The following is a 12,438-nucleotide window of genomic DNA, read 5'->3' as shown; positions in this document are numbered from 1 at the left end:
CAGTCCCGTGTAACCCTGGGCTCCCGCCTACGCGGGAGAACAAGGAAGAGAAGCCTATTCCCCCTCCAGCGCCCGGGGCACGATCACGATCTGCTGGATCACGGTCCGCGTCGGCTGAGTCAGCACGAACTCCACCCCGACCGCGATATCCTCGGCGCGCAGCATCTGCTCCGCCTCGATCATCTGGCGCTGCTTGTCGTCGGGCACGTCCGGATACTGCATGTTCGACCCGACCTTGCCCGGCTCGACCAGCGAGACCTTGATTCCCTTCGGCCCCAGCTCGCGTCGCAACGCCTCCGAGAAGCCGGCGATCCCCGACTTGACCCCGGCATACACCGTCGAGCTCGGCCCGAGGATATGCGCGCTCAGCGAGCCGATGATGACGATGTCGCTGATCGGCTTCATTCGGTGTGCGGCGTGATGCGCGCTGAGCAGATACGCCGTGAAGTCGACCGCGATCGCGTAGCGGAGTTCATCCTCGCTCATCTGCGTCAGACCGCCGGCCGCGACCGCCGCGTTGACGACAGTGATGTCGAAGCCGCCGAGATATGCCTCGCCCGCATCGAAGAACGCGCGGACCTTGTCGGGGTCGGCAAGCTCGGTGATCATCCCGTCGCCTTCGCCGACCTCGCGGATACGCGCCAGCGCATCGCGCAGATAGCGCTCGTCACGACCGCAGATGAAGACCTTGCGCCTTCCGCCGCCAGCAGCACCGCGATCGCCCGGCCGATCCCGGTGGTCCCCCCGGTAATGATGGCGCGGCGGCCTTTTAGCGGGCGGACGGTCGTATGTGCGTCGGCGAGTTCAGTCATCAAGTGTCCCGGCTTGTCAGTAAGTCTCCGCCTAACGCGCAGCCCCAGCCGGGTGTCCCTAAGCGCGGATCGCCGCCCCCTCAAGCGCGCGCGCCAGCAACCGGTCGATCGGCTCCTGCAGCATCGTCTCGCTCAGCGTCGGCGCATGGCCCACGCCCGGCACCGTCACCAGTTCGGCGCGGTCGAGCGATGCCGCCATCCGATCCGCCGTCGCCGCCGACAGCAGGTCCGATCGCCCGCCCCGCACGATCAGCGTCGGCATCGTCGCGCAACGAGCCGAGCGCCTGCCACATGTCCGGCCCCGCCTCGTTCCCCGGCACTCGGAACGGCTCGGCGATCTTCAGGTCGTAATCCAGCACGATCCGCCCCGAACTGTTGAGCCGGTACAGTCGCTTGGCCATCGCCAGCCAGTCCTCGATCGAGAAGTCGGGATAGACGTCGCCGTTATTCTCCGCGACGCACCGCGCGGCGTGCATCCAGGTCGGGAAGACGCTCGCCTTGCCGACATATCCGCGAATCCGCGACAGGCCGTGCGCGTCGATCTCGGGGCCGACGTCATTGAGCAATGCCCCGGCCATTCGGTCTCGCGAAGGCCCCGCCATCAGCATCGTGACGATCCCCCAAGCGAGGTGCCGAACGCGATATACCGGTCGATGCCGCGATCCGTCAGCAACGCCTCGACGTCCTGCACGTACGTCAAGGGCACGTACGACATCGGGTCCTTCGCATACGCGCTCTCGCCGCGCCCGCGAAAATCCACCGCGATCAGGCGCCAGCGCCCCGCCAGCCTTGCCGCCAACGCATCGAAATCGCGCGCATTGCGCGTCAGGCCCGGCATGCAGAGGATCGGCGGCTGCCCTTCCGCCCCGCCCGGATAGTCCCGCGCATGCAGTCTCAGCCCGTCATTGGACCACCAATAGAGGTTTTCGTAAGCAGCCATGGTTGCGTCCTTCGGGTAGCGGCCACCATATCGCCGCATGCCCATCCGCCCGCAAGCCTATCGCCCCGAAGCCGAACTCCTGACGCTCGGGGACGACTTTTCGATCCCGTCGCCCCCGCCGACTTCCCCGAGACCCGGCTTCGCTTCCGCAACGACCGCGCCGCCGCGCAGATCGGCCTCGACGCATTCACCGACGACGAGTGGACGCGCCACTTCGGCCGGTTCGATCCGCTGCCCGACACGCTCCCCCAGCCGCTGGCCCTCCGCTATCACGGCCACCAGTTCCGCAGCTACAACCCCGATCTCGGTGACGGTCGCGGCTTCACCTTCGCGCAGATGCGCGACGATCGCGGTCGCCTGATGGACCTTGGCACCAAGGGGTCGGGCCAGACCGCGTGGAGCCGTGCCGGCGATGGCCGCCTCACACTCAAGGGCGGCGTCCGCGAAATCCTCGCGACCGAGATGCTCGAAGCGCTCAATGTGCCTACGTCGCGCACGCTGTCGCTGATCGAGACCGGCGAGGAACTCCAGCGGGGCGACGAGCCCAGCCCGACCTGCCCGCGGTCCTGGTCCGCCTCAACCACAGCCATGTCCGCATCGGCAGCTTCCAGCGGCTTGCATATGAGCGCGACGAGGTGGGCCTGCGCAAGCTCGTCGGCTATACGCTGCACAACCTGTACGAAGAGGACAGCGACGACCCGGTGCGCCTGCTCAATCTCGTCGTCGGCCGCACCGCGCGGCTCGCGGCGCGCTACATGGCGGCTGGGTTCGTCCACGGCGTGCTCAATTCCGACAACATAAACGTCACCGGCGAGAGCTTCGATTACGGCCCCTGGCGGTTCGCGCCGACCTGGGACCCTGCGTTCACCGCCGCCTATTTCGACCATCAAGGACTATATGCGTTCGGCCGCCAGCCCGAGGCGATCCACTGGGACGTGATGCAGCTCGCGGTCGCACTCCGCCAAATCGCCGAAAGCGACCCGCTCGTCGCGGCGCTCGACCAGTTCGGTCCGCGCTATCAACCCGAAGTCACGCAGGCGATCCTCTGGCGCCTCGGCGTCCGTCCGCGCGATCCGGACACCGACCGCGACCTCGTCCAGGCCACCGAACGCGCGCTACGCACTTCGGGCGTCGGCATCGACCGGTTCTTCTTCGATGTGTTCGGCGGAAACCTGCCGGACACGTACGACGCGCAATGGGACCAGGTCCGCGCGGCACTGGTGCCCTACGAACCGCGAAAAGACCGCTCGCATCCCTATTGGTCGGGCGAACCGTGCAGCATGCTGATCGACGAAGTGGAAGCAATCTGGGCGCCGATCGCCGAGCGAGACGATTGGTCGCTGCTCGACGCCAAGGTCGCCACGATCCGCGAAATGGGCGAAGCGCTAGCCGCGTATGCCCCCTCCCTGGAAGGGAGGGGCTGGGGGTGGGTAGGCTGCTTGGGATCCGAAACGGCAAACAACCGACCGACCCACTCCCAACCCCTCCCTTCCAGGGAGGGGAGCGCGTATCTCCCGACGGACAGGTCGCGCACATCCCCCAGTGGAAACCCGCCGCGAATCAAGGCAAGAGTGACGCATGTCCGACGAGATCATCTCCTACGAGCCCGCCACCGGTGCGGTCCTCTGGCGCCATCCGATCGGCGACGTCGATGCCGAAGTCGCCTGCGCCCGCGCCGGCTGGTCGAGCTGGGCATCCAAACCGCTCGCCTTCCGGATCGAGACGATGCGGCGCTTTGCCAACATCGTCCGACAGCGCAACGACGCCTTCACCGACCTGATCGCGCGCGAGACCGGCAAGCCGATCTGGGAAGCGCGCGGCGAGGTCGAGACGGTCATCGCCAAGGTCGACATCTCGGTCAGCGCCTATGCCGATCGCACCGCGCAGCGCCGCCTGGAAGCGACGATGGGCTCGCGGATCGCCGTCCGCCACAAGCCGCACGGCGTGCTCGCGGTGCTCGGGCCGTATAACTTCCCGGCACATCTGCCCAACGGCCACATCGTCCCGGCGCTGATCGCCGGCAACGCCGTCGTCTTCAAGCCGTCGGAAAAGACCCCGGCCGTCGGCGCGTTCCTCGTCGAATGCTTCCGCGCCGCGGGCGTGCCGGCCGAGTGCATCCGCCTCGTCATCGGCGGCCCGAACGAAGGCAAGGCCCTCGCCGCGCATCCCGATATCGACGGCCTGCTATTCACCGGCTCGGCCAGCACCGGCCTCGCGCTCAACCGGGCATTTGCCGAAAAACCCGAAAAGATCCTTGCGCTGGAGATGGGCGGCAACAACCCGATCGTCGTATGGGACGCACCAGACCTGCACACCGCCGCCGTCCTGATCATCCAGTCCGCCTTCACCACCGCCGGCCAGCGCTGCACGGCCGCACGTCGGCTGATCGTCGACACCAAGCTCTACGACCCGCTGATCGCCACGCTCGACAAAATGGTCGGGCGGATCATCGTCGGCGAACCGCATGCCAACCCCGCGCCGTTCATGGGACCGGTGATCGACAACGAAGCCGCGGAACAACTGACCGAGAGCTTCCTCGAACTGCTCACGCGCGGCGGTCGCCCGGTCCGTCATCTCGAACGTCCGGTCGCGGACCTGCCGTTCCTCAAGCCCGCGCTGATCGACGTCACCGATGTCGCCGACCGTCCCGATGTCGAACTGTTCGGCCCGATCCTCCAGGTCGTCCGCGTCGACGATTTCGACGCCGCGATCGCAGAGGCGAACGCCACGCGATACGGCCTGTCCGCGTCGTTGATCAGCCAGACGCCTGCGCTGTACGACCGCTTCTGGGCGAACATCCGGGCGGGCATCGTCAACTGGAACAAGCCGACAAATGGTGCTTCGTCGGGCGCACTGTTCGGCGGCATCGGCTGGTCGGGCAACCACCGGCCGAGTGCTTATTATGCCGCCGATTACTGCGCCTACCCGGTAGTCAGCAGCGAGTCCGAGAGCGCGCGTGCGAGCATCGGGATCGGTCTGGCCGACGGCTGACCAACGTGGTGGATTAACGATCCTCCCCGCCAGGGGAGGTGGCTGGCGCTTGCCAGACGGAGGGGAGGAAAGGGATAGCCGATGCTCCGTATCCTCCCCTCCGTCGCTGCGCGCCACTTCCCCTGGCGGGGGAGGATCGCTCGGTTTCGACGGCTGCGCGCCGCAGCCTGCCCCCGCAAAAGCAATCCTACCCCCGCCAAAGCATCATTCGGTTGCGGTGCAGCGGGTTGCCCGCCATCTCTCATCCCATGGCAAGCCTCCTAGACCCCACTCGCCCGCGGGCGCGTCATCCTCGTCGGGGCGGGCCCGGGCGATCCCGGTCTCCTGACCGTCCGCGCGGTCGAGGCGCTGAAGACCGCCGACGTCGTCGTGCATGACGGACTGATCGACCCACGCGTGCTCGACATCGCACCGCCATCGGCACAGCGTATCTCGGTCGCCAAGCAGCGCGCGCGTCACACGCTGCCGCAGGAGGCGATCAACGCGCTGATCATTGCGCACGTGAAGACCGGCGCGATCGTCATTCGCCTCAAGGGCGGCGACCTGTTCGTGTTCGGTCGCGGCGGCGAGGAAGTGGAGGCGGTCCGCGCCGCCGGCCTCCCCGTCGAAGTGATCCCTGGCGTCTCGGCGGCACTCGGTTGCGCGGCGGAAGCGATGCTGCCGCTGACGCACCGCGATCATTCGAGCGCAGTCAGCTTCGTCGCGGGCCAGTGCAAGGGTTTGACCGATCAGGACTGGTCGGGGCTCGCCGGCCAAGGCCGCACGCTTGTGATCTACATGGGCATCGCCACCGCGACCGACATTGCCGACAAGCTGATGGCCGACGGCGTCGCGCCCGACATGCCCGTCGCCGTGCTCGAACGCGGCACGTTGCAAGGCAGCCGGGCGATCCGGACGCTACTCGCCGATCTAGGCGCCATGGTGGCGCGTGAGGCGGTGAAAAGCCCCGCGATCATCGTCGTCGGCGAGGTCGTCGAACTGTCGGACGCCGAAGACAAACTTGCCCGCTGGGCTCGCGTAGCAGAGGACGCCGCCGCATGAAGCTGTTGACCGGAAACGACCTTCCCACCGGCGATGTCGTGTGGTGGACCGGCAACGGCTGGTCGCGCCATATCGAGGACGCGGTCGACGTCGGCGTTGCGGGTGAATCCATCCTCCAGGCTGAGGAAGGCGCACGCCGGGTCAACGTGCCCTATTTGATCGAGGCGACGCAAACCGACGAAGGCCCCTGTCCCGCCCACATCAAGGACCGCATCCGCGCGCTCGGCCCGACGATGCGGCCCGACCTGACTCTCAAACCCGCCGACCCGAACGCCGGCAGCTGGGTAATCTGATATGTATAAATATGACGAATATGACCAGGCGATCGTCGACCAGCGCGTCGACGAATTCCGCGATCAGGTCCGCCGCCGCCTCTCTGGCGAGCTGACCGAGGACCAGTTCAAGCCGTTGCGGCTGATGAACGGCCTGTACCTCCAGCTGCACGCATACATGCTGCGCGTCGCGGTGCCGTATGGGACGCTCGACGGGCGCCAGATGCGGATGCTCGGCCACATCGCGCGCAAATACGATCGTGGTTACGGCCACTTCACCACGCGCCAGAACATCCAGTTCAACTGGATCCAGCTCGATCAGACCCCGGACATCCTCCAGGAGCTGTCGACGGTCGAGATGCATGCCATCCAGACCAGCGGCAACTGCATCCGCAACATCAGTTCCGACCAGTTTGCCGGCGCCGCCGCCGACGAGGTCGCCGACCCGCGCCCGTGGGCCGAGTTGATCCGCCAATGGTCGACCTTCCACCCCGAATTCACGTACCTCCCGCGCAAATTCAAGATCTGCGTGATCGCTGCGGACGAGGATCGCGCGGCGATGCGCCTGCACGATATCGGCATCGGGCTGCACGTCCGCGACGGCGAACTCGGCGCGAAGATCTTCGTCGGCGGCGGCATGGGCCGCACGCCGATGATCAGCCACGAGATCCGCGACTTCGTCCCCGCCGACGACCTGATGAGCTATCTCGAGGCGTGCCTGCGCGTCTACAATCGCTACGGCCGCCGCGACAACATCTACAAGGCGCGGATCAAGATCCTGCTGCACGAGATCGGCCCCGACGAATATCGCCGCCAGGTCGAGGAGGAATTCGCCGCGGTGAAGGGCCTCGGCCTCGATCCTCCGCGGGCCGAACTGGAGCGTATTACGAGCCACTTCGGCGCGCCCGACTTCGATCCGAACGCCTCGACCGACATCGACCGCAGCGATCCCGACTTCGCGGTCTGGCTCGATCAGAACGTTAAAGCCCACAAGCAGCCGGGCTACGCGATCGTCAATATCAGCCTCAAGCCGATCGGCGGCATCCCCGGCGACGCGTCCGCGGACCAGATCGACGTGATGGCCGATCTCGGCACGCGCTACAGCTTCGACGAATTGCGCGTCACGCATGCGCAGAACATCGTCCTGCCGCACGTCCGCATCGCCGACCTCCACGCGGTGTGGACGGCGCTCAACGACGCCGGGCTTGCGGAGGCCAATCTCGACCTGATCAGCGACATCATCGCCTGCCCGGGACTCGACTATTGCAGCCTCGCCAATGCGCGCTCGATCCTGCTCGCGCAGAAGATCGCAACCCGCTTCGGCAGCCTCGATCGCCAGCGCGACCTAGGCGAACTGAAACTCAAGATCAGCGGCTGCATCAACGCGTGCGGGCATCATCACGCGGGCCACATCGGCATCCTCGGCGTCGACAAGAAGGGCACCGAGAATTACCAGCTCTCGCTCGGCGGCTCGGGCGCGGAGGATGTGAGCCTCGCCAAGATCACCGGGCCCGGTTTCTCCGAGGACGGCGTGGTCGACGCGATCGAGCGCGTCACCGACCGCTATCTGCAGGTCCGCGATCCCGGCGAGCGCTTCCTCGACACCTACCGCCGCGTCGGCTTCGAGACGTTCAAGGAGGCGATCTATGGTTGAGTATCCGGACCAGACGCTGCTCCGCTTCCGCGACGACGAGCCGCATGACGAGCCCGCGGTGACGCTCGACTCGTTCATCGGCCAGAGCAATGCCGCCGCGGTGCGCCTGGAGGCAGGCGACGACGCACGCGCGCTGTTGCCGCAGATCGACCAGCTCGCGCTGATCGAGGTGAGCTTTCCGGGCTATCGCGACGGGCGTGGCTATTCGTCGGCGCGAATCCTCCGCGAGGCGGGCTATACCGGCGAATTGCGAGCGCAGGGCGACGTGCTGGTCGACCAGATTCCGCTGATGCGGCGCTGCGGGTTCGACAGCTTCGCGCCCCAGGCACCGATCGACATCGACGTGCTGCGGGCGAGCCTGGAGCGGTACGACACGCCGTACCAGAAGGCGGCGGACGGTGCGGTGCCGGTATGGAAGCTGCGCCATGGGTGAGCCCGCGCGCAAGCTCGACATGATCGACGTCACGCCGGCGTTCACGCGCGAGGATGCGCTCGTGATGCAGATGCGCTTCGAAGGCGTGTCGGCGCAGGAGATGCTGCGCGAGTTGCTGGTCGGCGAGTTGCGCGGGCGGATTGCTTCGGTGTCGTCGTTCGGCGCGGAGTCGGCGATACTGCTGCACATGGTCGCGCAGGTCGATGTCGACGTGCCGGTGATCTTCACCAACACGCAGAAGATGTTCGGGGAGACTCTGGCGTACCGCGACGAGCTTTCGGAGAAGCTGGGGCTGACTGACCTGCGCGTGTTCCGTCCCGATCCTCGGTTGCTGGCGATCAAGGACAAGACGGGGTTGCGCTGGTCGTACGATCCTGATGGGTGTTGCGATCTTCGCAAGGTGGAGCCGTTGCGGCGGGCGTTGGCGCCGTTCGACGCCTGGATTTCGGGGCGGAAGGGGTTCCAGTCGGGGACTCGCACTGCCTTGCCACGGTTCGAGGAGGATGAAGGCCGGCTGAAGATCAACCCGCTGGCGGATTGGGATAAGGCCAAGCTCGACGCCTACTTCGCGGAGCACGAACTGCCGCGGCATCCGCTCGAAGCGCAAGGGTACCTGTCGATCGGCTGCGCGCCGTGTACGACGAAGGTCGCCCCCGGCGAAGACCCGCGCGCGGGCCGGTGGCGCAGTTTCGACAAGGTCGAATGCGGCATCCACGCGCCGACCGATTACGATCCGATGATTTGACCACTTTCCCTCGCCCCTACGGGGAGAGGGAGGGAGGAGCGACTTGGCGACGGAAGGGAGAGGGGCGTTGGGACGCAACGTCCTGAGCTTCACTCCCTCTCCCTTCCCACGGCCAAGAAGCCGCGGGCCCCTTCCCTCTCCCCGGAGGGGCGAGGGACTCGGTAGGTTCAATACTCGGCCAGATCCGAGAACTTGGTGATCGTCGGATCGAACTTCATCCGGACCTTGCCGGTCGCGCCGTGGCGCTGTTTGGCGATGATCAGTTCCGCCAGACCGTACACCCGCTCCATCTCCGCCGCCCAGGATGCGTGATCCTCGAAGATCTTCGCGCTGTCGCCTTCCGCCGGTCGCTTGGGCTCCTTCGACGCGACGTAATAATCCTCGCGGTAGACGAACCAGACCATGTCCGCGTCTTGCTCGATCGATCCCGACTCGCGCAAATCCGATAGCATGGGCGTCTTGTCCTCGCGTGATTCCACCGCACGCGACAGCTGCGACAGCGCCAGCACCGGCACGTTGAGATCCTTCGCCAGCGTCTTCAACCCGCGCGAAATTTCGGAGATTTCCTGGACGCGATTGCCGTCCTTGCTCTTGCCCGACCCCGACAGCAGCTGGAGGTAGTCGACCACCACCAGCCCGATCTCGTTGTTGTGCCGGCGCTGCAACCGGCGCACGCGCGTGTGTAGTGCACCGATCGAGAGACCGCCGGTATCGTCGATGAACAGCGGCAAATTCTCCAGCTCGGCGGCGGCGGCGGCGAGCTGTGCGAACTCGGTGCGGCTGATCTTACCCATGCGGAGCGACTCTGACGAAATCTGCGACTGCTCGGCGAGAATACGCGTCGCCAACTGATCCGCGGACATTTCCAGCGAGAAGAACGCGACCTTCGCGCCGACCGAGTCCTTCGGCGCGATCCCGTCGGCCATGTCGCGCATCCAGCGCCGCGCGGCATTGAACGCGATGTTGGTCGCGAGCGAGGTTTTGCCCATGCCGGGGCGCCCGGCGAGGATCATGAGATCGCTGTGATGCATGCCGCCGATCTTGGCGTTGATCGAATCGATGCCGGTGGTGACGCCCGACAGGTTGCCCCCGAGTTCAGCGCGCGCTCGGCCATCTTGACCGCGGCGGTCGTCGCCTGCGCGAACGACTTCACCGTGTTCTCGGAGCCGCCATCGGCTGCGACCTTGAACAGCTCCTCCTCGGCGAGTTCAATCTGCGCGCGCGGATTGACCTCTTCCGAGGTGTCCATCGCGCGGTCGACGAGCGTCCGCCCGACCGAAACGAGCGCGCGCAACATCGCGAGATCATAAATCTGCTGTGCGAACTGGCGCGCACCGATCAGGCCGGCGCCGCTGCCGGTGAGTCCGGCGAGATACGCGGGCCCGCCGAGTTCGCGCATGCCTTCGTCGGCATCGAACATCGGTCGCAGCGTGACCGGCGTCACCAGCATGTCGTTGCCGCGCAGCGTCTTGATCGCCGCGAAGATGCGTCCGTGAACCGGCTCGAAGAAGTGGCCGGGTTCGAGCTTGTCGACGAGATCGTCCGCAAGCCGGTTGTCGATCATCATCGCGCCGAGCATCGCGGCCTCGGCCTCGACGTTGCGGGGAAGCTGCTGCGGCTCGGCGGCGGCGGGAACGGGGAATGCGAGAGTTGCCATCGCTCGCATCTACGCGATGCACGCGCGCGCGTCCAAGCAACGTGCGGTGGAATGATGGGGATAAGTCGTTCGTTCTTCTCCCTATGCTTCTCCCTCTGCTTCTCCCCTCCCTGGAAGGGAGGGGTTGGGTCGGTTCCCGGATCGTTGCCCAGTTGCGGCCAGAGCCAGCCTACCCACCCCTGCCCCTCCCTTTTAGGGAGGGGAGCGCGTCGCGCTGCCGGCCTCCGTGGCGTTCAGACCAAGTGACACACCGAACGCGCCCCGCTATCGCACCGTCATGGCCGACCCGCGGATCATCGATGTGCAACTCGACGAGACCAGTCTCGGCTGGCGCTCGCCCGACGTCGAGCAGGAGCGGCGGATCGCGATCTTCGACCTGATCGAGGGCAATCACTTCGCGCCGCAGCGTGCCTATGCCGATGGCTATGCCGGCCCCTATCGGATCAAGCTCCAGTCGGAGGAAGGACGCCTCGGCATCCACATCCACCGCGAAGACGACACGCATCTGGAGACGCTGGTGCTCGCGCTGGGGCGCTTTCGCCGGCCGATCCGCGATTATTTCGCGATTTGCGACAGCTATTACCAAGCGATCCGGCAATCTTCGCCAGCGCAGATCGAGACGGTGGACATGGCGCGCCGCGGCATCCACAACGAGGCGGCAGAGCTGCTGAAAGAGCGCCTCGACGGCAAGATCGAGGTCGATTTCGACACCGCGCGGCGGCTGTTCACGCTAATCTGCGTCCTCCACATCCGCAACTAGAAGACACATGGCTTACGGACTATTGAAATTCGCCGGCGCGCTGGCCGCGGCCGGCTTTGTCGGCATCTGCGGCTGGACCGCCGCGACCGGCTGGCATCCCGACGTGAAACGCTATCCGTTGCAGGGCATCGACCTGAGCGAAAATGCCGGCCCGGTCGAATGGGGCACGGTCCGCGCGAGCGGCGCCGACTTCGCCTATATCGTCGCCACGTCCGGCACCGACCGGCGCGATCCTGGGTTCGAGGCCAATTGGGCCGCGTTGCCCGAGGCCGGCCTGCGACGCGGCGCGGTCCATGTCTATTCGCTGTGCCAGCGTGCGGACGAGCAGGCGAATGCGTTCAACACGTTCGTGCCGCGCACGTCCGATGCGCTGCCGACCGCGCTGGACATCGCCTTCCACGACGACTGCACCGCGCGACCGGATCGCGCGACGTTGATCGCCGACGTCGCGCAGTTCGTGACGATGGTCGAGACGCATACCGCGCAACCGGTGATGCTGCGGATCAGCAAGGACGTCGATGCGAAATACGCGCTGTCTAGTGCGGTGCCGCGACCGTTATGGGCGGTGTCGAACGTGATCAAGCCGGACTATACCGCGCGGCCGTGGCGGATGTGGCGGGCGAGCGATTTTCGGCGCATCGACGGGATCGAGGGACCGGTGAACTGGGACGTGGTGACATCATGACTGAACACGCAATCGCACTCGTAGCCGCAGCCCGCGAGGCCGCGCGCAATGCCCATGCGCCCTATTCGCGGTTCGCGGTCGGGGCGGCGGTGCTGCTCGACGACGGCAGCGTCATCACCGGCGCGAACGTCGAGAACGCGAGCTACGGCCTGTCGCTATGCGCGGAGACGGTCGCGATCGCCACCGCGAGCGCCGCGGGGCGGCTGCGCGATATCGTCGCGATCGGCGTGATTGGCGGGGCGATGGACGCCGAGGGGCGCGCGACCGGTAGCTCGCCGGTGAGCCCGTGCGGACGCTGCCGCCAGGTCATCAACGAAGCCGCGCAAATGGGTGGCCGCGACCTGCCCGTCCATTGTGGTGCGGCGGAGGGCGAGGCGATCCGAACCTATGCGATCTCGGAATTGCTGCCGGACGCGTTCGGCCCGGCGGACCTGGGGATCGGCTAATC

Annotated in this window: 10 protein-coding genes and 4 pseudogenes; 10 read left to right on the top strand and 4 right to left on the bottom strand. The window is 66.4% G+C overall.

Annotated elements, in window-relative coordinates; all coding sequences use genetic code 11:
- Positions 1 to 54 precede the first annotated feature (54 nt).
- The 3 genes and pseudogenes from AC0IX7_RS03750 to AC0IX7_RS03740 form a co-directional block, all read right to left on the bottom strand.
- Positions 55 to 636, bottom strand: coding sequence for an SDR family oxidoreductase (locus AC0IX7_RS03750; protein WP_471813721.1), 582 nt, complete (start codon positions 634 to 636; stop codon positions 55 to 57).
- Positions 606 to 812: a hypothetical protein gene (locus tag AC0IX7_RS03745; protein WP_471810597.1), complete on the bottom strand. Its 207-nt coding sequence runs from the start codon at positions 810 to 812 to the stop codon at positions 606 to 608. The genes AC0IX7_RS03750 and AC0IX7_RS03745 overlap by 31 nt, the downstream gene beginning before the upstream one ends.
- 58 nt (positions 813 to 870) lie before the next feature.
- Positions 871 to 1,752, bottom strand: a pseudogene (locus AC0IX7_RS03740) (alpha/beta fold hydrolase).
- Between the two features lie 37 nt (positions 1,753 to 1,789).
- Here AC0IX7_RS03740 and AC0IX7_RS03735 point away from each other — a divergent pair.
- The 7 genes and pseudogenes from AC0IX7_RS03735 to AC0IX7_RS03705 all read left to right on the top strand — a co-directional run.
- Positions 1,790 to 3,140: pseudogene (locus tag AC0IX7_RS03735) on the top strand (protein adenylyltransferase SelO family protein); the annotation flags it as partial.
- A 190-nt stretch (positions 3,141 to 3,330) separates the two neighbouring features.
- Positions 3,331 to 4,743 carry a succinylglutamate-semialdehyde dehydrogenase gene (gene astD / locus AC0IX7_RS03730; RefSeq protein WP_471810596.1) on the top strand — a complete coding sequence of 471 codons (1,413 nt, stop codon included), beginning with the start codon at positions 3,331 to 3,333 and terminating at the stop codon, positions 4,741 to 4,743.
- A 248-nt stretch (positions 4,744 to 4,991) separates the two neighbouring features.
- A pseudogene (gene cobA, locus AC0IX7_RS03725) lies at positions 4,992 to 5,784 on the top strand (uroporphyrinogen-III C-methyltransferase).
- Entirely contained in the window at positions 5,781 to 6,077 is a 297-nt protein-coding gene (locus AC0IX7_RS03720; RefSeq protein WP_471810595.1) for a DUF2849 domain-containing protein, read from the top strand. The pseudogene cobA and the gene AC0IX7_RS03720 overlap by 4 nt, the downstream one beginning before the upstream one ends.
- Before the next feature lies 1 nt (position 6,078).
- Positions 6,079 to 7,710 carry a nitrite/sulfite reductase gene (locus AC0IX7_RS03715; protein WP_471810594.1) on the top strand — a complete coding sequence of 544 codons (1,632 nt, stop codon included), beginning with the start codon at positions 6,079 to 6,081 and terminating at the stop codon, positions 7,708 to 7,710.
- Positions 7,703 to 8,143, top strand: coding sequence for a DUF934 domain-containing protein (locus AC0IX7_RS03710; RefSeq protein ID WP_056050673.1), 441 nt, complete (start codon positions 7,703 to 7,705; stop codon positions 8,141 to 8,143). Before AC0IX7_RS03715 ends, AC0IX7_RS03710 begins: the two co-directional genes overlap by 8 nt.
- Positions 8,136 to 8,888, top strand: coding sequence for a phosphoadenylyl-sulfate reductase (locus AC0IX7_RS03705; RefSeq protein WP_471810593.1), 753 nt, complete (start codon positions 8,136 to 8,138; stop codon positions 8,886 to 8,888). Before AC0IX7_RS03710 ends, AC0IX7_RS03705 begins: the two co-directional genes overlap by 8 nt.
- Before the next feature lie 167 nt (positions 8,889 to 9,055).
- Here AC0IX7_RS03705 and AC0IX7_RS03700 read toward each other — a convergent pair.
- Positions 9,056 to 10,545: pseudogene (locus AC0IX7_RS03700) on the bottom strand (replicative DNA helicase).
- 277 nt (positions 10,546 to 10,822) lie between these two features.
- Between AC0IX7_RS03700 and AC0IX7_RS03695 the strand changes: the two are divergent.
- From AC0IX7_RS03695 to AC0IX7_RS03685, 3 genes are read left to right on the top strand one after another with little or no spacing between them, the layout of a single operon-like run.
- Positions 10,823 to 11,305, top strand: coding sequence for a UPF0262 family protein (locus AC0IX7_RS03695; protein ID WP_187504583.1), 483 nt, complete (start codon positions 10,823 to 10,825; stop codon positions 11,303 to 11,305).
- A 7-nt stretch (positions 11,306 to 11,312) separates the two neighbouring features.
- Positions 11,313 to 11,990, top strand: a complete 678-nt coding sequence (locus AC0IX7_RS03690; protein WP_471810592.1) for a glycoside hydrolase family 25 protein — start codon at positions 11,313 to 11,315, stop codon at positions 11,988 to 11,990.
- Positions 11,987 to 12,436 (top strand): cytidine deaminase, encoded by a 450-nt coding sequence (locus tag AC0IX7_RS03685; protein WP_471810591.1) that lies wholly within the window; start codon positions 11,987 to 11,989, stop codon positions 12,434 to 12,436. The genes AC0IX7_RS03690 and AC0IX7_RS03685 overlap by 4 nt, the downstream gene beginning before the upstream one ends.
- Positions 12,437 to 12,438 lie beyond the last annotated feature (2 nt).

The sequence above is a fragment of the Sphingomonas sp. AC411 genome (assembly GCF_979253035.1).
Note: the sequence above shows the minus strand (reverse complement) of the source record. Positions and strands in the feature narration are given on the sequence as shown.

Bases quoted from the DNA above. Each gene is read 5' to 3' on its own strand.
- AC0IX7_RS03745 (WP_471810597.1), bottom strand. From the start codon at position 812: ATGACTGAACTCGCCGACGCACATACGACCGTCCGCCCGCTAAAAGGC.
- astD (WP_471810596.1), top strand. From the start codon at position 3,331: ATGTCCGACGAGATCATCTCCTACGAGCCCGCCACCGGTGCGGTCCTC.
- AC0IX7_RS03720 (WP_471810595.1), top strand. From the start codon at position 5,781: ATGAAGCTGTTGACCGGAAACGACCTTCCCACCGGCGATGTCGTGTGG.
- AC0IX7_RS03715 (WP_471810594.1), top strand. From the start codon at position 6,079: ATGTATAAATATGACGAATATGACCAGGCGATCGTCGACCAGCGCGTC.
- AC0IX7_RS03710 (WP_056050673.1), top strand. From the start codon at position 7,703: ATGGTTGAGTATCCGGACCAGACGCTGCTCCGCTTCCGCGACGACGAG.
- AC0IX7_RS03705 (WP_471810593.1), top strand. From the start codon at position 8,136: ATGGGTGAGCCCGCGCGCAAGCTCGACATGATCGACGTCACGCCGGCG.
- AC0IX7_RS03695 (WP_187504583.1), top strand. From the start codon at position 10,823: ATGGCCGACCCGCGGATCATCGATGTGCAACTCGACGAGACCAGTCTC.
- AC0IX7_RS03690 (WP_471810592.1), top strand. From the start codon at position 11,313: ATGGCTTACGGACTATTGAAATTCGCCGGCGCGCTGGCCGCGGCCGGC.
- AC0IX7_RS03685 (WP_471810591.1), top strand. From the start codon at position 11,987: ATGACTGAACACGCAATCGCACTCGTAGCCGCAGCCCGCGAGGCCGCG.